This window comes from Streptomyces sp. NPDC051963, assembly GCF_044593495.1.
Lineage (GTDB): Bacteria > Actinomycetota > Actinomycetes > Streptomycetales > Streptomycetaceae > Streptomyces.
In genome coordinates this window covers 20,217-41,381 of sequence record NZ_JBIUCC010000019.1, presented here as the reverse complement: position 1 = coordinate 41,381, position 21,165 = coordinate 20,217, and the positions used below count along the sequence as shown (strand labels likewise).

At 68.1% G+C, this 21,165-nt stretch carries 20 protein-coding genes and 7 pseudogenes; 9 read left to right on the top strand and 18 right to left on the bottom strand.

The features are described 5' to 3' along the window. Positions 1 to 236: 236 nt before the first annotated feature. Complete coding sequence (locus ACIHFB_RS45005) at positions 237 to 995, top strand: hypothetical protein (RefSeq protein WP_400129910.1); 759 nt, start codon at positions 237 to 239, stop codon at positions 993 to 995. On the opposite strand, the gene ACIHFB_RS45000 is transcribed toward ACIHFB_RS45005, so the two are convergent. After that, positions 930 to 1,700, bottom strand: a complete 771-nt coding sequence (locus ACIHFB_RS45000) for a hypothetical protein (protein ID WP_365287965.1) — start codon at positions 1,698 to 1,700, stop codon at positions 930 to 932. The two genes, ACIHFB_RS45005 and ACIHFB_RS45000, sit on opposite strands and share 66 nt — an antisense overlap. 136 nt (positions 1,701 to 1,836) lie before the next feature. Between ACIHFB_RS45000 and ACIHFB_RS44995 the strand changes: the two are divergent. Then, positions 1,837 to 2,072 (top strand): annotated as a pseudogene (locus ACIHFB_RS44995) (ISKra4 family transposase); the annotation flags it as partial. Positions 2,073 to 2,412: 340 nt separating this feature from the next. Further along, positions 2,413 to 2,904 (top strand): nucleotidyltransferase domain-containing protein, encoded by a 492-nt coding sequence (locus tag ACIHFB_RS44990; RefSeq protein ID WP_365288003.1) that lies wholly within the window; start codon positions 2,413 to 2,415, stop codon positions 2,902 to 2,904. An 85-nt stretch (positions 2,905 to 2,989) separates the two neighbouring features. Here the strand turns inward: ACIHFB_RS44990 and ACIHFB_RS44985 are convergent, their stop codons facing one another. The 8 genes and pseudogenes from ACIHFB_RS44985 to ACIHFB_RS44950 form a co-directional block, all read right to left on the bottom strand. Beyond that, positions 2,990 to 3,694: a TniQ family protein gene (locus ACIHFB_RS44985; RefSeq protein ID WP_400129909.1), complete on the bottom strand. Its 705-nt coding sequence runs from the start codon at positions 3,692 to 3,694 to the stop codon at positions 2,990 to 2,992. Continuing rightward, positions 3,691 to 3,963, bottom strand: a complete 273-nt coding sequence (locus ACIHFB_RS44980) for a hypothetical protein (protein WP_400129908.1) — start codon at positions 3,961 to 3,963, stop codon at positions 3,691 to 3,693. Before ACIHFB_RS44980 ends, ACIHFB_RS44985 begins: the two co-directional genes overlap by 4 nt. A gap of 15 nt (positions 3,964 to 3,978) precedes the next feature. Beyond that, a pseudogene (locus ACIHFB_RS44975) lies at positions 3,979 to 4,162 on the bottom strand (transposase); the annotation flags it as partial. Positions 4,163 to 4,413: 251 nt separating this feature from the next. Further along, a complete protein-coding gene (locus ACIHFB_RS44970; protein WP_400129907.1) occupies positions 4,414 to 5,376 on the bottom strand; it encodes a hypothetical protein in 963 nt (320 codons plus the stop codon). Positions 5,377 to 5,379: 3 nt separating this feature from the next. Further along, positions 5,380 to 5,949 carry a TerD family protein gene (locus tag ACIHFB_RS44965; RefSeq protein WP_365287957.1) on the bottom strand — a complete coding sequence of 190 codons (570 nt, stop codon included), beginning with the start codon at positions 5,947 to 5,949 and terminating at the stop codon, positions 5,380 to 5,382. Between the two features lie 99 nt (positions 5,950 to 6,048). Continuing rightward, a pseudogene (locus tag ACIHFB_RS44960) lies at positions 6,049 to 6,476 on the bottom strand (ISL3 family transposase); the annotation flags it as partial. 224 nt (positions 6,477 to 6,700) lie between these two features. Then, complete coding sequence (locus ACIHFB_RS44955; RefSeq protein WP_365287955.1) at positions 6,701 to 7,270, bottom strand: hypothetical protein; 570 nt, start codon at positions 7,268 to 7,270, stop codon at positions 6,701 to 6,703. Between the two features lie 220 nt (positions 7,271 to 7,490). Next, on the bottom strand, positions 7,491 to 8,174 hold the full coding sequence (locus ACIHFB_RS44950; RefSeq protein WP_365287954.1) for an NAD(P)-binding domain-containing protein: 684 nt from the start codon (positions 8,172 to 8,174) through the stop codon (positions 7,491 to 7,493). A 74-nt stretch (positions 8,175 to 8,248) separates the two neighbouring features. On the opposite strand from ACIHFB_RS44950, the gene ACIHFB_RS44945 reads away from it, so the two are divergent. Then, positions 8,249 to 8,620, top strand: a complete 372-nt coding sequence (locus ACIHFB_RS44945; protein ID WP_365287952.1) for a helix-turn-helix domain-containing protein — start codon at positions 8,249 to 8,251, stop codon at positions 8,618 to 8,620. Here ACIHFB_RS44945 and ACIHFB_RS44940 read toward each other — a convergent pair. The 4 genes and pseudogenes from ACIHFB_RS44940 to ACIHFB_RS44925 all read right to left on the bottom strand — a co-directional run bounded on the left by ACIHFB_RS44940 (position 8,612) and on the right by ACIHFB_RS44925 (position 12,046). After that, positions 8,612 to 9,223 (bottom strand): IS5 family transposase, encoded by a 612-nt coding sequence (locus ACIHFB_RS44940; protein ID WP_400129906.1) that lies wholly within the window; start codon positions 9,221 to 9,223, stop codon positions 8,612 to 8,614. The genes ACIHFB_RS44945 and ACIHFB_RS44940 overlap by 9 nt on opposite strands. Continuing rightward, on the bottom strand, positions 9,220 to 9,378 hold the full coding sequence (locus ACIHFB_RS44935; protein WP_400129905.1) for a transposase: 159 nt from the start codon (positions 9,376 to 9,378) through the stop codon (positions 9,220 to 9,222). The genes ACIHFB_RS44940 and ACIHFB_RS44935 overlap by 4 nt, the downstream gene beginning before the upstream one ends. Positions 9,379 to 9,514: 136 nt before the next feature. Continuing rightward, positions 9,515 to 10,833 (bottom strand): annotated as a pseudogene (locus ACIHFB_RS44930) (IS701 family transposase). A gap of 91 nt (positions 10,834 to 10,924) precedes the next feature. Beyond that, positions 10,925 to 12,046: an FAD-dependent oxidoreductase gene (locus tag ACIHFB_RS44925; RefSeq protein WP_400129904.1), complete on the bottom strand. Its 1,122-nt coding sequence runs from the start codon at positions 12,044 to 12,046 to the stop codon at positions 10,925 to 10,927. A gap of 684 nt (positions 12,047 to 12,730) precedes the next feature. Here ACIHFB_RS44925 and ACIHFB_RS44920 point away from each other — a divergent pair. Then, on the top strand, positions 12,731 to 13,345 hold the full coding sequence (locus tag ACIHFB_RS44920; protein ID WP_400129903.1) for a helix-turn-helix domain-containing protein: 615 nt from the start codon (positions 12,731 to 12,733) through the stop codon (positions 13,343 to 13,345). Between the two features lie 354 nt (positions 13,346 to 13,699). Here ACIHFB_RS44920 and ligA read toward each other — a convergent pair whose 3' ends face one another. Beyond that, entirely contained in the window at positions 13,700 to 15,811 is a 2,112-nt protein-coding gene (ligA, locus tag ACIHFB_RS44915) for an NAD-dependent DNA ligase LigA (protein ID WP_400129902.1), read from the bottom strand. Between the two features lie 411 nt (positions 15,812 to 16,222). On the opposite strand from ligA, the gene ACIHFB_RS44910 reads away from it, so the two are divergent. Further along, positions 16,223 to 16,588, top strand: coding sequence for a hypothetical protein (locus ACIHFB_RS44910; protein ID WP_365287938.1), 366 nt, complete (start codon positions 16,223 to 16,225; stop codon positions 16,586 to 16,588). Positions 16,589 to 16,646: 58 nt separating this feature from the next. Here ACIHFB_RS44910 and ACIHFB_RS44905 read toward each other — a convergent pair. From ACIHFB_RS44905 to ACIHFB_RS44890, 4 genes and pseudogenes are all read right to left on the bottom strand, one after another. After that, a pseudogene (locus ACIHFB_RS44905) lies at positions 16,647 to 16,865 on the bottom strand (transposase family protein); the annotation flags it as partial. Between the two features lie 244 nt (positions 16,866 to 17,109). Beyond that, entirely contained in the window at positions 17,110 to 17,703 is a 594-nt protein-coding gene (locus tag ACIHFB_RS44900) for a cyclase family protein (RefSeq protein ID WP_400129901.1), read from the bottom strand. After that, a pseudogene (locus ACIHFB_RS44895) lies at positions 17,595 to 17,924 on the bottom strand (cyclase family protein); the annotation flags it as partial. The gene ACIHFB_RS44900 and the pseudogene ACIHFB_RS44895, both read right to left, overlap by 109 nt. Continuing rightward, positions 17,921 to 18,829, bottom strand: a complete 909-nt coding sequence (locus ACIHFB_RS44890) for a DMT family transporter (RefSeq protein ID WP_400129900.1) — start codon at positions 18,827 to 18,829, stop codon at positions 17,921 to 17,923. The pseudogene ACIHFB_RS44895 and the gene ACIHFB_RS44890, both read right to left, overlap by 4 nt. A 179-nt stretch (positions 18,830 to 19,008) precedes the next feature. Here ACIHFB_RS44890 and ACIHFB_RS44885 point away from each other — a divergent pair, with 179 nt between their 5' ends. From ACIHFB_RS44885 to ACIHFB_RS44875, 3 genes and pseudogenes are all read left to right on the top strand, one after another. After that, positions 19,009 to 20,031 (top strand): LysR family transcriptional regulator, encoded by a 1,023-nt coding sequence (locus ACIHFB_RS44885; RefSeq protein ID WP_365287932.1) that lies wholly within the window; start codon positions 19,009 to 19,011, stop codon positions 20,029 to 20,031. Positions 20,032 to 20,315: 284 nt separating this feature from the next. Next, positions 20,316 to 20,411: pseudogene (locus ACIHFB_RS44880) on the top strand (IS5/IS1182 family transposase); the annotation flags it as partial. 200 nt (positions 20,412 to 20,611) lie between these two features. Further along, entirely contained in the window at positions 20,612 to 20,938 is a 327-nt protein-coding gene (locus tag ACIHFB_RS44875) for a hypothetical protein (protein WP_400129899.1), read from the top strand. The last annotated feature ends 227 nt before the right edge of the window (positions 20,939 to 21,165 follow it).

Genomic DNA, 21,165 nt, shown 5'->3' with positions numbered 1-21,165 from the left:
GCCCCGTTCTCCGCATCCTGCTCCACCTGGTCATGAGGCAGGAGCAGTGCCTTCACCGGGTGGGCTACGTTCCTCAGCGCTGAAGTTGCCAAGGATCAACTACAAACCCGGCGCCGCGCAGGCCGCATGACATCATCGCCCCGCCGGGCGGCCGCGCCACGGGCCGCGTCCCGAGAAAGGGGCCAAGAGCCCGCGCGAAGTGGCTCACCGCTTCCGTCGAACACGACGCCGACCAGGTGTTTGCCTTCGCGTTCGACGAGGCAGAAGCCCGTGACCCGCAGCACCGCCGGTGCTGGGTGGTGCTGGTCGACGGCGCCGCCCATCAGCTGGAGTTGATCCAGAAGGAGGCCGACCGCCGGGGCATCACGATCCATATCGTCCTCGACATCGTGCACGTCATCGAGAAGCCGTGGGCGAGCGCACGGTGTCTCCACACTGCTGCCGATCCCGCCGCCGAGACCTGGATCGGCTTCAAAGCCGCCCGGATCCTGGCCGGTGACGCCCTGGGCGCCGTCCGTGACCTGCGCGACGAGGCCGCACGCCGCCGCCTCACCGACGGACAACGCACCACGATCGACAAGACCTGCCGCTACCTGGAGAACAACGCCGCCTTCGTGCACTACGACCAGGCCCTCGAAGCCGGCTGGCCCATCGCCAGCGGCATCGTCGAAGGAGCCGCACGCCATCTGGTGGCCGACCGCCTCGACATTACGGCAGCAGATGGAGCGTCCTCGGCGCCGAAGCCGGACTCACCCTCCGTGCCCTCATCAGCAACGGCGACTTCCCGCAGTACTGGATCTTCCATACTCAGCGAGAACGCGAACGCCTCCATCCCCACCCCGACCAGCACCACTACGAACTCAGAGCCTGACCCTCAAGCTCACTCAAAAGGAGCCGCGCCCATCGGCGGCTGGCACCTCACAGCTCGGTCAGACGCATTCTGCACACTCGGTCAATACGCGCAGCTCGCTGGCGATCAGATCGAAAGTGGCTGAGTACTGGGCGTAGTCTTTTGCTGGCGCGGTGAGTTGCACGGCGATGAAGCGGTTGCCCACCAGGGCGAAGCGCTTGAGCGTCTTGGTCATGACACCGGTGTCCGCGTCTTTTCCGCTGTACCGGAGCCTCCATCCTTCCACATCGGTTTGCGTCGGCTGGCTCCGTGACAGGTCGAACAGCACCAGCCCCGCCTCCTGGTCTTGGTCGATGCTGCCTCCGCCGTCCTCAATGAACGAGCGCTCCTGGGCGACCTGGTCCTCGAAACTTCCTGCGGCGTAGAGACTTCCGTAGGCGGCGACTCGGACGGCGGGGTTGTCCGGATCGACGTATGTGTTCCCGTCGCCGTTGGCGACGTCCCGACGTGACCATGCGGCCGGGTACTGAAATGAGAAGCCGTAGCGCGGATTGACCTGCTGCTTGAGTTGTTCTGTGGGGAAAGTGACCGGCGGGGAACTCTCCGCCGGCTCGCTGAAGAGCGGTGTGATCTGACCTGCCAGTCCGAGAATCGAGCTGAGCGCTGCCACGACGACCATGAGCGCTGCCAGGACGGCGACGACGGGATGCTGTTGAAGGTGTCGGAGCCAGTCGGGAGCTGCGCCGGACATGGCTTGGTCGTCGGGGGGAGGGGCAGGCCCAGTAACGGCGGCCTCACCGTTGGAGCCGTGCTGGCTGCCGGTGCCCTGGTCGTCATTGGTGTGCGCCACGATCCCTCCGAAACTTCGTGTGCGTACGATCCTCCGACGCATCTCACCGGTGCATCCACCCCTTTGCTGTGGTTTACCGCAAAAGGGCGACGGGTGCCGGCTCTTCCTCCGGGGGGGGTGAGCTGGGTCGTTACAGGCGCTGGGCCACGGCTGGCCCCTCGCCACCAGCGGCATCGAGGGAGCAGGACGCCACCTCATCGCCGACAGACTGGACATCACCGGCTCCCGCTGGAGCGCCCCGGCGCCGAAGCCGTCCTCACCCTCCGCGCCGTCATCAGCAACGGCGACTTCGGCGAGTACTGGAACTATCACGTCCACCACGAGCACGAACGCCTCTACTCCCACGCCGACCAGCGCGACTACCAACTCACCGGAGCAACGATCTCACTGCAGCAGTGTCCCGTCTCATTAGATCTTGCCGAGACGGGTCTGTTGACCTGCGGGGTGACAGGTTGGAGTGGGATTAGTGACAGGTCTGGCAGGCCGTCTCGACTGGCGGTTCACGGAGTCCGGGGACGCGTCTCGTCGATCAGGTCAGGGTCGGTGGGCCTTGAGCTGGGCTGCGTCGGGATGTTGAGACGCTGGCTTCCGGCCTTCTCATTGAAGGTGGCAGTTTCCTGGCTGGCTCGGGAGGCATGTTCTGACCGGGCTTGGCCGCCGTCGAGGAATTCGTTCGCTGTCCGAGGTGATCGCTTCTAGCCTGCGTCGCGTGATGACGGCTGAAGACGTGTTCTCTGTCCTGACTCTGCTGCGACGGGCAGGGGCAGATTTCTGGATCGGTGGAGGATGGGGGATCGATGCTCTGATCGGCGAACAAACCCGAGATCATCGCGACTTGGACCTGATGCATCGGCAAGACCAGGAAGCTGCTGTGGTGGCAGCTCTCTGTGAGGTGGGTTTCGTGGAGAGCCTGAGCTGGAGGCCCATCCGGTTCGTCGTCACGGCTCGGGATGGCCGAGAGATCGACCTTCATCCCCTCGTCTTTGGCGACGACGGCTCGGCGGTGCAGGCGTCCCCCGAACCGGAGCGTCCTTTCATCTATCCCTCCTCGTGCTTTGTGACGGGCACTATCGAGGGGACGGCTGTCCCGTGTCTGTCAGCCGAGCAGCAGGTCTACTTTCATCAGGGATACGAGCCCACGGACCGCGATCGGCGTGACATGGCTCAACTCCGCCGAGTCTTTGGGATCGCCACGCATTTCTGAGGAGCGATGCCAAGCCGCCGCGGCGCTTCGGCGGGCAGGTGGCTGTGGTCTCGCCAGTGCGGGGAGGCGAACAGGCCGGTGAGCACTACGACTTCGGGATAGGTGACCAGCTCGATCCGGGCGTCGGATGGGCGGTAGGGATCACCGAGCGGGTCCTCACCCAGCACGTCGAGTCGGCGGTCCCACCGCTGCCGAAGAGGTGGGCAGCTGGTTTCGGACGCGACCCAATGAGCGCGCGGTCGTGCGCAGCGATGTAGGCCAGGTCTGTGGAGGGTAGGGTGCCGCGGCGGACAAGCCGCTGATGTGGGCGGTTGGCGCAAAGCACTTCGGGCAGCCTCGTCAGATCGTACTGTTCGTCCCCGAGGAGCCAGCGGCGATGGCGATGGCAGACGCCTTGCTGGGGTGGGGTGCTGCGGACGACGAGGCCGCGGATGTGGCGGCGGGCCATGCAGAGCCGGCAGGCGGGACGCAGTCGGGGCTCGGTGACCTCCTCGGTGACCGAGTGGGGAAGCCGCAGACTGGGGTCGCCGATCGCGCCGAGCGGTGGCATCGCGTGGACCAGCAAGGACGCACTTCGACCGGTCAGGAAGGCGAGCCGGGACAGTGCGGCGGGGGTCCAGTAGCCGACTCGGTTGTCGACCCGGCCGTGCTGTCGCGACGGGCCGACCAGGGACGAGAGGTGTCCGATGGTGAGGTGGTTGGCATCGGCAAGCCTGTTCAGGTAGGAGCCGATTGTCTCGCCGTGAACGGGCGGCGGCGTGAGCGGCAGCGCCCGCAGCCGGGTGGTCACGCGGTCCGTTTCTCGATACGGGTCCGCCGCCGGTGTGCGCGCGGGAGGTTCTGCTGCTCGGTGCTCTCGTCCAGGTCGACCCGTTCCAGCGACGCCCGGGTGATCCTCTCGCTGCCGTCGAGGAGGGCGTCCAGGGCGGCTTCGCCGACGAGGTGGGACAGGCTTCTGATCATGCCGCCGGTGCGGTCGTGCAGGTAGGTGCTCAGCTTCAGCAACGTGCCCGGCCGGTGGGCATGCAGTCGCAGGGATTCCTCCAGCGTTGCGACCACGTCTAGAACCCAAGCTCACAGACGGGGCCAGTACCCACTGTTAGAGCCATTCACGGTCTTGCCCACGTCGTAGCGGGTTGCGGACAGCCGGTTCTTCGAGCCAAGTGGCCTTCCAGGTCCGGGCGTTGAGGGCACGGGCCGGACAGTGCAGGTGCGGGCGGAGATTCCGAAACCCCCGGCGGACTCTGGCCGGGGTGAGCGGCCACACGGGCGCGCGGATCGAAGACCCGGCTCCTGCTCATCAGACCCGAGCTGGCCGACGTGCTGTCCACAATGACGTTGATGTCGGAACCACCCCCGCGGGCGCGGGGAACAGACGACGCGGACCCAGCACTGGGGCGCGGGATCACCCCCACCGGTGCGGCGAGAGGAAGCAAGGGCGCCGAAGCAACTACCTGGTCGGTGGTCACGAACGTTGCTCTCCTGCAAGGGCACCCAGAGCGGCACCCTTCACGCCCCCGGGCCATGAACTGGCGGCTGCAGTGGACAGTTCGGACCTGGTGGCGCGGCCCGGTACGGTGCGAACGCGTGGTCTGCAGCATCCCGGTAGGGACGCCGGGACATCCGGGTAACGAGCTGCCACATAGCGCGTTCCTCGGACAGTTGCTGAGGCAGTACGAGCCCAAGCGCGTCGGCCAGTGGCTTGCGGCCCAAATTCACCACGGCCCGCACTGCGGCGGCCCACTCATCGGTGGCGTAAACCGCAGAGCGGTACCACAGGGGAATGAGCGCGCACAGCACGATGCTAGTGAAGATCAACAGGGTCCGTTCGGCCTCGGCTGACGCCAGAGCCGTAAGAGCAACGGCCGCCACGACCCCGTGGCCGTAGAGCAATGCCACGAAGAAATCCACGCTGGTACGTGCCGTCTCCACCTGGCGCCGCGCCTGCACTGGTGCAGCTGCGCTCAGTTCGTTCCACAGCACCTGAGAATCCAGGCAGTAGCGATTGTGGCCGTACTCTTCGAACCGACGGATCGCATTGCCGAGCCGAGTCGGGGCGAGCTGGTCGTCGTCCACCGGGTAGCGGACCAACTGCTCGTTTAAGAGTGCACGCTGTACCGGAGTACGGCCGTCAGGGCGAGCGATCAAAGCAGCGATCCCTTCTTTGCGGGTCCGCTGTCGCCGACATCCACGATTGAACGCTCTGCGCGGCCACAGCAGATAACCCTCCAGGATCCGGTAGAGGGGGGTCTGGAGAGCATTGAGCACGAAGCCGAAGAGAACGGCGGCACACAGGAGCAGCAAAGCTGTCTGGCTGGCCGTGTCGGGCCATACACGCTCGATGGCCGCGGTCTGCCGCAGACTGGGGGCCACAGCGAGGAAGAAGACCGCGAGATTGAGCGCGGCGGGTAGCACCCAGCCGACGACCAATGCCCATCCGCCCCCAAGGACGCCCTTGGCGATGTCACCCACGGATCAGGACTCCTGTGGCCAGTCGTCGTCCGGATCGTTCTCCGGTCCGGGAGATGTGTGCCCGACGGGGTGATGACCTATGCCCTCCTCGAAGCCGCCGTGGATGCCGGGGTGGAAGTCCCAACCGCCAGACGCGTCGCGTACGAACTCCCCGACAGCCGCGGCCGTCGCCCCCAGGACACCGCCGAAGTCGTCCTCGGACAGGACGGCGTAACCTTCGCGGATGCGCACGCGTGGGTTGAGTACGCTGACAAAGGTCCGGTGCACCGAACGCTGGTGGATGACGACGCCCACCACTACGCGCGTGTACCGGCCCTCCAGCCGGTCGAGCTCCAGCGTCATGACCTCGTCCCAGCCGAAGCCCTTGCCGTCGTTGCTGTCCCGGTTGAGATAGATGGTGCCGTCGGGAGAGCGACTGTCGAAGTGCACCACATAGGCGGGCTCGCCGTACGGGTCACTCGCCAGGTAGGTGGCGGCGACGATGCCCAGATCGGTGGGCGGCTGCCCCGTCGGACTCGGGTCCCACTTCAGTGCGACTTCGACTTTGCGGATCCCATTGCTGACACCGGTCACCAGGCTTCCCCTTTCCTGTGCACTGCCTCCGCCCCGAACTGCCGGACGGACAAGGCGGGTTGCCCATCCTGCCACGCGCGGCGTTGGTCAGGACGGTGGCCAGCGGTGGCGGCGCTTGAGGGCAACGTCGTCGACACCACGGACCCGTGGGCACCCGCAGCGCAGGTAGTTGCAGCCGCGTCAGCAGCGACAGGGAGGTCGAGCGGGAGATCGAGGCGTCAGGACACGCGAGAGGCGGGCGCCCGCCCGGCCCGCTAACTCCATGACGACAGCCACGAGCTGTCCGGCCTACCGGTTTGCGCGGCGCAGGTATCACTCCAGGAGTCCAGGGACCTGCTCGCGGAATGTCTGCCGCGGGCCCCCAAGCACCGGGCAGACCAGCCGCCGACCTGTACCGACACCCGTAGGCCGTCCGTCGGCACGTCTGCCACCGTGCGCCCGTGGGAGCCTTACGCCCTCGCGGTCGGCGTCCCACACATCGGACATGGCACCGGCTCCTCCTGGGTCCGCGCAGACAGGCGGATCACCTCACCCGCGTCTACCCACGACCGTTTGCGTTGGCGGGACCATCCCCACGGCTGCGGGGAGCATTACCACGCCAGACTCATGATCTGGTTACGCCGGGGCCCGCCCGGAGCGTCCGGGCGGGCGCCAGGCCCTTTTGCGTTTACGGCGGGAAGGCGAACAGGTCGTGTCCGTACGCGCGGATTCATGCCTCGTTACCGCACCCGTGCGCAGAGCGAAGGCCGCGTCAGTCGCAGTTACGAATCCGCGACACGATTGCCCAGTTCACGCCAGTGTCCCGCTTGCTGTACGCGGGAGGCAGCAGTTCGCTCCCAGTGTTTGTGTAGTACATCATCGGCCTAGTGCCCGTGGTCTGGTTGTTCACCCACGAACCCGTGCTGACCCATGGAATGGAATAGTGGCCGCACGAATACATGCCGATGTTGTCGCCGGTCCGGTTCTGGTACTTGTATGCGCAGAACCATCCGTAGCTCGTCCAGCCCGTGCACTCGTAGGCGTTGTACACCTGCGCCGACACGTCTCCCAGCGGGCGCGGACGGTTCTCACCCGGTACGGCGACATTCAGAACCGCACCGCCGAGGTCGATCTGATTGGGCGACACTTGGGCGCCCCGCCCGTCCAGCTCGACCAGGTAGTCGTTCACCTTCTGCTGCAGGCCGGTGGCCTGCACCGTGCTCAGCCCCGCCGCACGGGCATCCGCGACGAACGCCGAAGAGCCGGCTGCGCTCGCCGGTGAGGCAAGCCCGAGGGCTGCCAGCATGGCGACCACGAGAGCTGCGGTTGCGGCGAGTGTCATCAGCGCTCGCCTTGCCGACCTTACAGACCTACGCATGATCGGGTCCTTCCCCCAGAGAGGTTGCCCGGGCTCCGTGCCTTGTTCGGTCAAGGGGGCGGATGCCCCTCGGTGCCACGGACCGGTGTCCCCACCGTGTGGCACGAATGTGGGCAGAAACCTTGCGTAAACCTTGCTCCACAGGCCGACGTGGGTCAGCGCGTTCTCGGGCCGCTAAGAACTCCTAACGGAAAGCCTCTTCGGCGGTTTGGGGTTCCTCGTCTCTCGGTCCGGCGGCATAGGCCAGCGGGGGTGCGATGGCCTGGGCATCGGCTCCCTCGCCGACCCACAGCCCGATAAAGAGTGCCGCGGTCGCTTCCAGGAGTCCCGCTCGTTCGAGAGAGCCGCCGGCCACGGGTTCGCAGCCGACATGCCGCACCAACTGGTGCACAAGTGCGAGAGCCGTTTCGTCGTCGCCACAGACCGGAACAGCCAGTCGCCGCCCGTCGAAGATGGGCGGCGACATACGCCACACGTCCTCATGGCAGACATTGAACGCCTTGACCACATGAGATCCCGGTGCCGCCGCGGCCAATTGCTGTGCGGCTGAGAGGCCGCTCTGGGTCAGCAGCCGGAAGCCCGGACCGACCGGGTTGGAACAGTCGATCAGTACTTTGCCGTCCAGGACCGCCCGCAGTTCCCGCACCACGCTCGTCCCTGTACCGAAAGGCAGCGCGGCCAGCACCACCTGACCGAACTCCGCCGCCGCACGCAGACTGGCGGGCTTCGCGCTGCCCCCGAGGCGCGTCGCGAGCCGCTCCGCCTTGTGCACGTCCCGCCCTCCGATGGCCACGTCGTGCCCGGCCCGAACCCAGTGCGTGGCGAGCGCGTCAGCCATGTTGCCCGTGCCCAGTACGCCGATTCTCATCACTCATTTCCTCCCAGGACCTGCTTGGACCGTTTACGGCGACGTTAGAGGGCCTGTCGGGCACCATTTGGTACGTGACGACCGACGCTTTCCTCGCCGACTGCCGTGCCCGCCTGGCCTTCGACCTCCTGTCCAACACCTGGAACGCCGTCGTGCTCTGGGCCCTGCGAGACGGCCCCAGACGCCCGGTCGAATTACGCGAGCAGATCGGGGGGATCAGCTCCAAGGTCCTCACCGAGACACTGCGGCGCTTGCAGTCCAACGGACTGGTGGACCGGCAGGCACACCCCGGAGCGCCACCACGCGTTGAGTACCGACTCACCGCCCTGGGGCGGACTTTGCTGGCACCCATCGACGCTGTGGGAGCGTGGGCCTTCGAGCATGGCGATGAGGTACTGGCTGCGCAGGAAGTCGAATGCACCGTCACCCAGTCCCCATCAGAGTGAGCGCAGACGTCTCCAGCAGATGAGTGCGCAGCCGAGGGTGAGGAAGGCTTCGTGGATGTGGCCGCGGATCTCCCACCGGATCCGCAGGCGGCGGAACCAGCGCAGATGGGCAAAGGCGCCCTCCACGACCCAGCGTTGGGTGCCGAGCCCGGATCCGTGCTCGGTACCGCGGCGGGCGATCAGCCGCTTCACGCCGAGATCCCAGACCAGGCGGCGGTACTTGTCGTGGTCGCAGCCGAGGTCGGCCAGCACCACGTCCGGGCGGCGCCGGGGCCGGCCACGCTTGCCCCGCACGGGCGGCACGGCCCGGAGGAGCGGGATCAGCTGGGTGACGTCGTTGCGGTTGCCGCCGGTCAGAGTGGCGGCGAGCGAGATGCCAGTGGCGTCGGCGATCAGACAATGCTCGCTGCCCGTCCTGCCCCGGTTGACGGGGATTCGTCCAGTCTTGGGTCCTCCTTTAACGCCCGGATGCGGGAGCCGTCGACCGCCGCACGAGAAAAGTCCAGGGCGTTCGCACCGCGCACCTTGGCGAGCAGAACCTCGTGCAGCCCGGGGCCACACCCCGGCCCCGGTCCACTCGGCCAGGCGCCGCCAGCAGGTCATGCCCGAGCCGAAGCCGAGTCCTGCGGCAGGTGTTCCCAGGCGATCCCGGTGTGCAGCACGAACACGATGCCCTGGAACACCAGCCGGTCCGGATGACGCTTCCGTCCCGGATGGCGAGTTAGCCGTTCAACCTTCGGTAGCAGCGGCTCGATCACTGCCCACGGCTCGTCGTCAACTTCCCACGGTTTCGGCCGCGCCACCCCGACCCCCAGAACAACGATCCCGGAGTGATCCAACCACTTCGAAGATCATTTCGTTATAAGTTCTAATACTCCAGTGCGGTTTCGTGATCTATTCAGCGGGTTCGCTGGCGGCTCGTCGTCGGTAGTGGCTGCGTCGGGCTGTTGCCTGGTGGCGTCGGCGCCAGTCGGACCAGTGCAGCAGCCTGGCCGCGGTTACGGCTGGTGGGTTGAAGACAGCGGCGATCAGGTGGCGGATCTCCGGGACGGTCAGCTTGATCGGATCGCGGCTGCGGGCGGGGTGGTGCAGATCGGGGGACGGGTTGGGGGCCGAGGCGGCGGCGAGGGCGGTCAGGAAGGCCAGGGCGAGCATGGCGAGGGTGATGTGCCGGTGCCACGAGGTCCAGTGCCTGACTTGGTAGTGGTCGAGTCCGACCTGGCCTTTGGCGGCCTGGAAGCATTCCTCGACGCTCCAGCGGACGCCGGCGACGCGGACCAGCTCCGCAAGGGTGACCATGGCGAGTGACCAGCACAGGTAGAAGGCGAGTTCTCCGGTGGTGCGGTTGCGGCGGATCACCAGGTGACGGTGTTCGTCGGTGCCGATGTGGATCCAGGCCCAGTCGTAGTGGCGCCGGTGCCCGCGCTGTGCCGCTGCCAGGCAGTGGCGGGCAGGCGTCCGGCGGCGGTGTCCGCGCGGGTAGGGGTGCGGCCTGCGTTGATCCGCACCCGCATCGAGCAGGCGACGGCCATCACGTAGCCGGTGCTGCGCGCTTCCAGGGCGGCACGAAGCTGAGGGCCCTGTCCGTAGGCTTCGTCGCCAGTCACCCACCGTGCCTTCACTTTGGCGTCCAGCCAGGCGGCGATCATCTCCCAGGCCAGGCGGGGTTTGGTCGCGAACTGCACCTCCTTGGGTATCCCGGCTGCGTGGCGGCGCCCGGGATCACCGCACCAGGACTGCTCGGGCAGGTAGAGCCGGCGGTCGACCAGCGCCCGCCCCCGGCTGGTGGCGTAGGCGAGGAAACCCCGACCTGGGAGTTCCCAATGCGCCCGGCAGCGCCGGTGTACTGGCGTTGCACGCCCGCCGAGGCGTAGTCCTTCTTCACAAAGCCGGTCTCGTCCACGATCAGCCCCCCACCGTCGGTGCCGAGGTGTTCGACGGCATTGGCACGGACGTCGTCGCGGACGGCATCGGCGTCCCAGCGGGCGTAACGCAGCGGCCGCGGCATCGGCCCCGGCCGGGCCGGCCTCTTCGGCCAGCTGCCGGCAGTTCTTCCGCTCCGCCTTCGACAGCAGACCGAGCAGATGGGCACGGGCACTCACCCGGGGCTCGACTCGGCCGAAACAGCCCGCGATCCGGGCCCTGACTTGGTCGACGATCTCCCGCCAGCGGGCGGGGTCTACGCTGTGGCCCGCGGCCACCCGCGCGATCATCGTTTGTCCACACACCAACCGATGATCACGCCGTGGCCGTACCCGTTCCCAGGCGGGTACGGCCACAAGATCGCGAAACCGCACTGGAGCATTAGGAGCGATCGAACAGAGTGACTACGCTCTGCGGTGCCTCCCGGCCGAAGAAGACCTCCAGATTCTGCGCCGACCGGTCGGCGGCGTCGCCACCACGCAGGAACAGCCGCTCTTCGTAGGCGGTGAGCGCGGCCTCGATGTCGAGTTGCTCAACCAGCTCGCTCGCTAGGTCGGCGCCGTCGTACATGGCGAGGTTTGCGCCTTCGCCGGCAAAGGGCGACATCAGGTGCGCGGCGTCGCCGACGAGCGTGACGCCGGGCACCCTGTCCCATTCAAGCCCGACGGGAAGGGCGTAGATGGGTCGGAGCCACGGTTCCGCGTCGCTCTCTGTCACGAAGGCGGTGAGCAGCGGTGACCAGCCGTTGAACTCATCGGCGACGTGACGGAGGCCGGCAGACGGGTCGCCGAAGTCGATCGATCTCATCCACGTCTCGGGCTTGTTCAGCGCCACGTATCCGCGCACGTGCCCGTCGGCGTAGCGATGGGCGATGATGCCTTTGCCCGGCGCGACCGCCATCAACGTGCCGCTGCCGATCGCTGCCACGCTCGCCCGATGGTTCTGGCCGCCCGAGGTGAGGGCGGTCTCGAGGAAGCAGGTTCCGCTGTAGAGAGGCTCGGCGGGGGTGAGCAGCGGACGCACCTTCGACCAGGCACCGTCCGCGCCGATGACGATGTCGGCGCGCGTGGCGGAACCTTCCGTGAAGGTGAGGGCGTAGCCGCCTTCTGGACGGTGCCGGATCGAGGCGAGCTTGTGACCCCACCTGATCGTCCCGGGCGCGAGCGAGTCGATGAGCAGGCGCCTGAGTTCGCCACGATCCACCTCTGGACGGGCTGAACCGAGGTCCGCAGGCATGTCGAGAAGGATCGTGCCGTGGCGGTCGACCACGCGCTTGGCATCCTCGCCCGGTCGGACCAGAGTGAGGAACTCGTCGTAGAGACCAGCTGCGCGAAGCGCGACCTGTCCGGTCTCTTCGTGGATGTCAAGCAGGCCGCCCTGCGCGCGGGTCGTCGCCGAAGCCTCACCCTCGTAGATCGTCGCGGCGACGCCGTGAGCCTGAAGTACCCGGGCGAGCGTCAGCCCGCCCAGTCCCGCTCCGACGATGGCGATGGTCTTCTGCATGCTGCGCTCCTCTGTAGCGCCGACACGCGTCGGCGACGGTCAGCGCCGGGAGCGGACGGGATGTCCGGTCTCGGCAAGGAGACGCTCACCGATCAGAACCATCTGCATCGATGTACGAGCGATGCCCGGCGGGTGGAACCGCGGGACATCGTTTTTCGCGACTCCGTGACTATAGCCCGGCATCCACCTCGCAGTGACCGGGGCCGCTCACGCTTTGACGCACCGCGCCCGCCACGTTCATCCCCGACAGCCGCCTCGATCGGCTCGGCGGTGTCGTTGGGCGTGGTTGTGCGAGTGCTACCCGAAGTGACGGCACTGACTCGCCGCCCGGGCCGTTTCCCGCCCGGCGGGCACGCTGAGCCAGGGCGCTCGGCAGGCGAGTGAAGATCACCCGCTTGCCGTGTCCACGGCCAGGCTGCTGCACTGGTACACCTGGCGCCGACACCACTAGGCGACAGCCCGTCGCAGCCACTGCCGACGAACCCTCGACGAGCCTACTGGATAGATCACGAAACCAGACTGGAGTACTAGTACTCCAGCAGCACTTTGACGTTTTCCCTGTTCAGGGGCGGATTGGGTGAGTGTATTGGGCTGGTTGTCGGGACCGTGCTCTCTTTCCCGCGTCGCCCCTCGATCGTGTGCAGTCGTCGCTGATAGTGGCAGCGGCCCGGGCAGCCTCCCGGCGTGAGCTTCATCCGTGCGGTGAAGTCGGAAGCCGGACTGACGTACGAGGACCTGGCCCTGCTGGGCAAGGCGTCGCGCGCCACCTACCAGCGCGCCGCCTCGGGCAGGACTCTTCCCCGGCTGGAGACTGTGCAGGAGATCCTGACGCTCTGCGGCAGGAAGAACCTGGTCGCCGATTCGGAGAGGGCAACGCAGCTCTGGCGGAACGCCCGGTGTGCTCTGCGGGGAACCCAGAACCTCCCCCTGCCCCGTCCTCAGTTCATCGCGGATGAAGCAGGCATGAGCCGGGCGCTGCGGGACCTGCACCAGTGGGCCGGCTCCCCGTCCGCAGGAGCGATCGAAGCCATGTCCGGGCCTCATCGGGTGCCGCATACCACGGCCCACCGCATCATCCAGGGATACGCCCTGCCCAGGAGCGAGCGAGTGCTCAAGTCCTTCCTTCTCGCCTGTGCTGCTCCGCCGAACACCTGGAGTGCGTGGAGCGACGCCTTTGACCGAGTCGCCACCGCCCGGACACGGCGTCAGACTGTCGGCCGCACGTACGAACTGGTTCATCGGCTGCACCTGTTCAAGGCCGTGAGGAAGCTGACTGCCGGCACAGATCATCCCCTCTGAGCAGCAGGGACGCTCTGTCGTTCTCGCCCGGGTCGCGCACGACGCTTTCGTCGCTGTACGGCCCGCGAGTAGCAATCCAGCGACACACTCCAAGAGGACCGATCACAGGCAAAGCCCCGGCTGGACGGGGGAGACCTGCCGGGGCCGTGTGTGGTGGGCGTGCGGAGGGTGGTCGCCTCTCGGCGGGGGGCTCCATGGGGCTTCAGCCGGACGACCGTCCCCATGGGCTGTGGGTGAGGCCCGAGGACAGTGTCCCCTGCGCAGCCAAATGCAGGTGAACGGTCAGCCGTCTTGGGTTGTTCCGTGTGCTGCCCGGGTTCTGCTGCGAGGTGGGGCACCCCGGCTTCCAGGGGGTTACTTGAGGAAATCGGCGATGAGGGTGGCGAATTCGTCGGGGCCGGCCAGCCGGATGCCGAGGGTTTCGGCCTTGGCCCGTTTGGATCCGGCGCCGTCTCCGGCGACGACCAGGGTGGTTTTCTTGGAGACGCTGGAGGAGGAGCGGCCGCCCGCGCGTTCGATGAGTTCGTTCATCTGATTGCGGCTGAGGTTCTCCAGTACGCCGGTCATCGCGCCGGTCACGACCACCGTCATTCCGGCCAGGGGCCCGCCCGCCGCGTCCGCACTGCCCGTGCTGCTGTCGGCGTCGGCGCCGGCGTCGGCGCCGACGGCAGTGGCTGCGGGGTCGGGTGGGGTGGCGCCGGGTTCGGTCATGTTGACCCCGGCTGTGGTGAGTTTGTCGATGAGTGGGGCGAGTTCGGCGAGTTCGGCGACGATGGACGGGGCTTTCTCGGTGCCGATGCCCTCGACCTGCTGCATCGCTTCCGCGTCGGCGGCGCGGATGTTGTCCATCGTGGCGAAGTGCCGGGCGATCCGGCGGGACATGGAGCGTCCGGTGCCGCGGACCCCGAGCGCACACAGCACCCGCGACAGCGGCTGGTCCTTGGCCGCGGCGATCGCGGTGAGGAGGCTGTCGGTGCTGGTGGCGCCCATCCGTTCCAGGCCCAGGAGTTGGTCGCGGGTGAGGGTGAACAGGTCGGCGAGGTCGGTGACCAGGCCGGTGTCGACCAGCTGGATGACGCGGGTGTGGCCGAGGCCTTCGATGTCGAGCTGGTCGCGGCCGGCGGCGTAGGAGAGGGCGGCGACCAGGTGGCAGTTGCGGCCGTTTTCGCAGCGCCAGCGCTGCTCGCTGGTGTCGATGCCGGCCCCGCAGCGCGGGCATACCTCGGGGAAGACGATGGGCTGTTCGTCGCCGGTGCGCAGGTGGGCGACGGGGGCTTCGATGCGGGGGATGACGTCGCCGGCCCGGTGGACCATGACGTGGTCGCCCAGGCGCAGGTCGCGGCGGGTGATGTCGGCCGGGTTGTGCAGGGTGGCGTAGGTGATGGTGGAGCCGTCGATCTCGACCGGCTCCAGCACGGCGCGTGGGGCGATGATGCCGGTACGGCCGACGTTCCACTCCACATCGAGCAGCCGGGTGATCTTCTCGACGGCGGGGAGTTTGTAGGCGATCGCCCAGCGCGGGGTGCGAGAACCCGATCCTGCGGCCTGCTGGTCGGCGGCCAGGTCGGCCTTGATGACGATCCCGTCGATCCCGAACGGCAACTCGGCCCGCAGTGCGGCAATCTCCTGCACCCGGGCCAGCACCTGCTGGACCGTGTCGGCGGTGATGCCGGGCACGGCGGTAGTAGCGGTGGTGTTCACCCCGAGCTCGCCGACCTGGGTCATGAGGTCGCTGTGCGCGCGCTCGCCCAGCCGTGCGGCGAGCGCTGCCTCGGTGTCGGCCAGAGGCAGCAGGCCGTAGCCGAAGAACGTCATCGGAACGGTGTAGCTGCGCTCCTTGGCGCGCAGGGTGCCCGCGGCGGCGCCGCGCGGGTTGGCGAACGGCTGCCCGCCGTGCGCGGTGCGCACCTCGTTGGCGTGCTCGAACTGGGCGGTGGTCATCAGGACTTCGCCGCGCACCTCCGTCGTGACCGGCTCCGCCAGCTGATCCGGCAGGCCCTCGATGGTGCCGATCGCGTGCGAGACGTCCTCCCCGGCCGTCCCGTCGCCTCGCGTGATCAGCCGGGTGAGGCGGCCGCGGGTGTAGCGGGCGGCGATCGCCAGCCCGTCCAGCTTCGGCTCGACACTGAACTGCTCGACGTCGTGGCCGATCCGCCGGGCCAGCGATGCGGTCCAGGCGGTGAACTCCTGAGGCGAGAACACGTTGTCCAGGCTGAGCATCGCCACCGTGTGCGGGACATCCCCCTCCACGGCGCCGCCGGCGACCTTCCCGGTCGGCGAGTCGGGCAGCACCTGATCGGGATGGTCGGCCTCCCACGCGGCGATGCCGCGCACCAGCCGGTCGTAGGCGTCGTCGTCCAGCACCGAGGTGCCGCCCTGGTAGTAGGCGGCCGACGCTTTCACCGCGTCCTCGATCGCCTGCGCGTAGGCGGCGGCATCCACGATCACTGCAGCTGGTGTTGTCATGCCCGTCATCCTGCCTGCCACCACTGACAACGTCCCCGGCACTGGGGCGCCGGGCTGCACGACCCGCAGGGAGGGCAGAGCGGACCATCGGCCAGTCCGGGAAACCGGTTCACGATCACGGCCGCCCTTGCCGTAATGGGCGCGGTGTCGACAAAGCGGCACAGGGGACGACCGATTGGTTGTAGCGGCATGTTTGAAAGTGCTGTGCCGGTGGGCATTTCCGACTCCTGCCGGAGCACCATCTCTCCTCGTCGCAAGGGAGTGTCCTGCAGGATGGTGCAGGAATCTTCCGTGTGGGAATGCTCCCGATCCGCTGACGGAGGGGGCCAGGTGCTAGCCACAGTCACAGCAATCGGGGGCTTCGTAGGTCTGATCGTCTCGTTGCTCTTCCTCGGTGTGCAGACGCGGTCCATGTCCAAGCAGGTCCGTATGGCGATGGACCTGAATGGCACGAATGGGATGGACCAGTGTCTGAACAGTCTGCGTGACATCTATTTCAAGATGATGGAATACCCCGGGCTTCGGAAGCACTTCTATGAGGACGTGCCATGCCCCAGCGATGAGGTGGAGTGCGAGCGTGTACAGCTCATGGCCGAAGCGATGGCGGACGTGCTGGAGACGGGCCTCATGGCAACGCGCCGTATCCCAGAGACGGAGTCGTTCGACGACTGGCGGGACTACTGCCGTTTCATCCTTGAGCGCAGTCCGGTGTTGCGCGACCTGACGGATGAACACCCCATGTGGTGGCCCGAACTCCGCCAAGTTCGTGCTTCCTGAAGCGTGTTGCACAGGGCCGGGTGTGGGCAGGTCAGAGCGCGTGAGCAGGGTGGTCTGCTCATGACGCGAGGGCGAGGTTGTGGATGCGGGCGACGGCCTGGACCGCGTGATGAAGGCCGTCGCCGCGCTGCCGGCAGTCGCGGAGGATCTTGTAGTTCTTCATCCGGCCGACGACATGTTCCACCCGGGCGCGGACCTTGCGATGCTCGGGGTTGTCGTCCTCCTCCGCCTGCAACAGAGCCCGCCCCGGACGTTTGCGGTGCGGCACCGCCATCCCGCGAGCGGCGGGGACGTGGCGCTGCGGGCGGCGGCGACGGGTGGGCTCGACGCGGTGGTTCGGCTGACCTCTGCCCAACTGACGCTTCACGGGCAGTCGCTCGACCGGCCGGAGGCATCGGGGGGGTACCGCACTCCCGACGACAGGAGGCTCCCGTCCTGCGGGCATGACAAGCTTGTCATGTCCGTTCGCGGCTGGCTCAACTGCCGTACATACGAGACCGATTCAGGCGTACATGGCCGTTTCAGGGTGCCGGGTGCCGGGTGCCGGGTGCAGGGTGCAGGGCGAACACTCTTGCCGGGAAGCCCGAGCCGCCGTACGGCTTCGGCCAGGTCGCGACGATCAGGGCGCCCGCCTCCGGGACCCGGTCCAGGTTGGCCAGGAGTTCGATCTGCCAGCGGTCCCGCTGAAGGGCGTACAGCTCACGGCTGTAGTCGCCCGTGGAGCCGGGCAGGCCGGGGTCCGTGTCGGTCTGCTCGTGGCCGATCGCGGTGACGTCCGCGTCCTCGAACAGGTACCGCAGGACGTCCGGCGACCAGCCCGGCGTACGGCTGATGCCCGCCTCGTCGCGGTTGGCCATCGCCACCGGATCCGGCAAGCGCCGGCTCCACCCGGTGCGCAGCGCGACGAACGACCCTGCCGGTACACGGCCGTTGCGGCGCCGGGGCGCTCCCAGCCCTGCACGTCGTCGAGGGTGGGCACGGCGTCCGGGTCGGCCTCGACCCGCCCCGTGATGTCGAGGACCACCAGCGGGAGGATCATCTCCTCCACCGGAATCAGGTCCAGGGTGCGCCCGCCGGCCACGAAGTGCGAGGGCGGGTCGACATGGGTGCCCCACTGGCCCACCAACGTGTGGCGGTGCACGGTGAATCCGTCGCCGCGTTCGGTGTCGAAGAGGGTCTCGCGGCCTTCGTCGGGGAAGCCCGCGAAGTGCGGCTGGCCGGGGTGGAAGGCGTGGGTGAGGTCCGTACGGACGGTCTTGGCTGCCAGTTCGCGGTACGCAGCCCACAACCCGGGCTCAGGGAGCCCGGGTTGTGGGTCGGGAGCGGAAGGAGTCATCGTGCGGGTGCCATCACGGCGGGTGCGGATCCGGGCTCCTCAACGGCCGGCGCCGGCTTCAGGGCGCCCTTGCGGCGGGTCAGGCCGACGCCGACGAGGACGACGACCATGCCGGCCGCGACCCGGAGGCCGACGCTCTCACCCAGGAAGACCGCGCCGAGCGCCACGGAGACCACGGGCAGCAGGTAGCCGACCACGGCGGCCTGGGTGGCGCCCTCGGCCGCGATGATCCGGTAGGTGAGGTGGAAGGTGACGCCGGTGCTGAAGACCCCGAGGACCAGGACCGCGACCAGGGCCGTCGTGCTGAGGCGGATCGCGTCCAGGCCGCCGACCGGCACGGCCATGGCGGTCAGCCCGGTCGCCGCGACCAGCTGGGCGGCGGAGAGGGAGAGGGTCGGGATGCCCCGGCCGACCAGGGTGCGGCCCATGTAGACGAAGGCGACGGCGTAGCTGGCCGCGGCGCCGAGGATCGCGAGGGCGCCCCAGCCGAGCGAGCCCGACCGCTCCCAGGGCGCGAAGATGACCACGACCCCGCCGAAGCCGAGCAGCAGCCCGGCCAGCCGGACCGGGCGCAGACCGTGCTCGGTGCCCAGGGCGAGCCCGAGGGCGAGGGAGAAGAACGGGGTCGTCGCGTTCAGTACGCCGGCCAGGCCCGAGTCGACGGTCTGCTGGCCGATGCTGAAGAGGGCGAACGGCAGGGCGTTGCAGAGGAAGGCGGCTATGACGATGTGTCGCCAGACCATGAGGCCGGTCGGCAGGCGCCGCCCGGTGGCGTACAGCGCGCCGGTGAGCACGACTGCCCCCAGCACACAGCGGGCGAGTGTGACCTGGAGCGGGGACAGCCCCCGTAGCGCCAGTTCGATCCACAGGAAGGTCGATCCCCACAGCAGGGCGAGCACGGCCACTCGTGCTGCACCCCTCAGACTCTGCGTGCTGCCACTGTTCACGATGGTGTCTCCGTATCTGCGTCTGGATCCGCGTCTGGTCCGTGGCTGGCTCGGTCCGGCATCCCTGTTATGAAGGTGCCCCAGCCAAGCTTTGAGGACAAGCAAATGGTTCTACACCTTTTGTTAAGCTGTACTGCATGCTTGATGTGAGGCGCCTCCAGGTCCTGCGCGCGGTGGTCACCAGCGGCACGGTGACGGCTGCCGCGGCCCATCTCGGTTACACCCCTTCCGCCGTCAGCCAGCAGGTGGCGGCTCTGGAGAAACAGGCGGGTACGGCGCTCCTGGAGCGGGTCGGCCGGGGGGTCAGGCCCACTGCTGCGGGTCTGCTGCTCACCGAGCACGCGGGTCTGATCAGCGCGGCCGTCTCCCAGGCGGAGACGGCCCTGGCCGATCTGCGGGCCGGGCGGACCGGCCGCCTCTCGGTCCGCTACTTCGCTACGGCGGGCTCCACGCTGGTCGCGCCCGCGCTGGCCCGGCTCCGGCTCGACCACCCCGGCGTACGGATCGACCTCGAACTCGCCGACCCCGAGGACCCGTTCCACGAGGTGGTCAAGGGGCGGGCCGACCTGGCCGTGGTCGTACAGGCCCGGGACAGGACCGGCGACGGCTCCATCCGTTTCGTCCATCTCCTGGACGACCCGTACGCCGCCGTACTGCCCGCCGACCACCCGCTCGCCGAGCGGCAGGTGATCAACCTGAACGAGCTCGCCGGCGAACAGTGGGTGGGCAGCGAGCCGCCAGGACCCTGTCTCGAACCGGTGCTCGACTCCTGTGCGGCGGCGGGCTTCAGCCCCGACTTCGTCATCCAGACCGAGGACTACGCGACCGCGCAGGGCTTCGTGGCGGCCGGCCTCGGCATCGGTCTGATGCCTCGGCTGGGACTGCGTACCCCGCACCCGGGCGTGGTCGTGCGCGAGGTCCGCAATCCCGAGCCGGTGCGCGTCATCTCTGCCGCGGCCCGCCGCACCGCACCGGAGCAGCCCGCGCTGCGCGGCCTGGTGGACGCACTGCGGGAGGCGGCCGGCACAGTCGGCACAGGTGCCGCAGCCAACACAATCGATGCAGCCGGCACAGTCGGTACGGCCGGCGCGGGCGGGCGGTCCGATGTGCGGCGCGAGCCTGCCACCGCCGGTCCGGCCGATGTGTCCCGGTCGCGATGAGCGGGGCGGCGGGCGACGGGTCGGCGGTGGCGGCGCATGTCAGACGGCCCAGGGGCGCGGAGGTCGCCCTCTCAGAGACAGTCCAACCAGCGATAGCACCACAGCTGTTGCACTAGCTAGAGTTCGACCACGAGTGGCTGAGCTGCACAAACCCGAGGTGCACACCACTACGACAGCCTCACTTCCCCAGAGAATCGGCCGCGACGCCCGCGGCGTCACCGAACTCAGCCAGCTGCCGGCCCTGGCGTACTTACGGGCTGTCCAGCGCGGCCGCCGTCGCGCCGAACCGCCGGGCGGTAGCAACGAGGTTCGCCAAGCGGGCCCATGTCTTTTACGGCACCGTGACCGTTGCCGCCATTCGCCTGTGGCTCCGCGCCTGACCCGCCGGACACGGCCCAGGGGCAACTCGCACCTCGGGGAGTATGCACACCTACGGCACGTGCCGGTATCGCTTCCGCAAGCCCCCAAGATCACCCCTACACGCCGAGACGACTCCTCGAAGGCTCCTACCTTCCAGGTCATGCTCCGGAACGGATCGCCGACCGCTGGTGGGCGTCCGTCGAGCAGAGAGACCTTCTTCATGCGACGTCGCCATACCGTCGGTGCCGTCCGCGGTGCCCTCGCCCTCGTCCTGACCATTCCCACGTCGGCCAGCGCGGTCCCTGGCGACCTCTTCTACAAGTACGGTGACCCGGAAAGCCCGAAGCTGGGAGACTTCGAGCAGCCGGCCTTTGGCGAGTGCCTCAACGTCCCCGAGGCCGAGGGCAAGAACGACACCGCCTTCGCACCCGACAGCACCATGCAGGACCACGACGCCCTCGTCTACACCGAAGAGGACTGCCAAGGAACGATGACGAAGGTTCCCCCGGTGACCACGCTCGGGCCCGAAGTCAAGTTCAGTCGGTGATCATCGAGACGGCCGCCTGAACCCCCCACTCCGCCCCGGTACGAGCCCTCGCTGCCCGCGCCGAGGCGGAGCCATGTCACGATGTGAGCCGACCGATACGCCTCGCACCGGGATCTGACGGTTGACCCGTCAGACAGGCCCTAGCTAGGTGACGTCGCGGGCGCAATCGAGAGCGTGCCCGTGGTCGCCCGTTGCGGCAATGCGCGCGGTCGCCCGGCCGATGCCGG

What these genes read in the sequence shown, in the direction of transcription:
- ACIHFB_RS44990 (WP_365288003.1), top strand. Translation starts at nt 2,413, where the DNA reads ATGACGGCTGAAGACGTGTTCTCTGTCCTGACTCTGCTGCGACGGGCA.
- ACIHFB_RS44955 (WP_365287955.1), bottom strand. Translation starts at nt 7,270, where the DNA reads ATGACACTCGCCGCAACCGCAGCTCTCGTGGTCGCCATGCTGGCAGCC.
- ACIHFB_RS44950 (WP_365287954.1), bottom strand. Translation starts at nt 8,174, where the DNA reads ATGAGAATCGGCGTACTGGGCACGGGCAACATGGCTGACGCGCTCGCC.
- ACIHFB_RS44940 (WP_400129906.1), bottom strand. Translation starts at nt 9,223, where the DNA reads ATGACCTGCTGGCGGCGCCTGGCCGAGTGGACCGGGGCCGGGGTGTGG.
- ACIHFB_RS44925 (WP_400129904.1), bottom strand. Translation starts at nt 12,046, where the DNA reads ATGCAGAAGACCATCGCCATCGTCGGAGCGGGACTGGGCGGGCTGACG.
- ligA (WP_400129902.1), bottom strand. Translation starts at nt 15,811, where the DNA reads ATGACAACACCAGCTGCAGTGATCGTGGATGCCGCCGCCTACGCGCAG.
- ACIHFB_RS44910 (WP_365287938.1), top strand. Translation starts at nt 16,223, where the DNA reads ATGTCCAAGCAGGTCCGTATGGCGATGGACCTGAATGGCACGAATGGG.
- ACIHFB_RS44885 (WP_365287932.1), top strand. Translation starts at nt 19,009, where the DNA reads ATGCTTGATGTGAGGCGCCTCCAGGTCCTGCGCGCGGTGGTCACCAGC.
- ACIHFB_RS44875 (WP_400129899.1), top strand. Translation starts at nt 20,612, where the DNA reads ATGCGACGTCGCCATACCGTCGGTGCCGTCCGCGGTGCCCTCGCCCTC.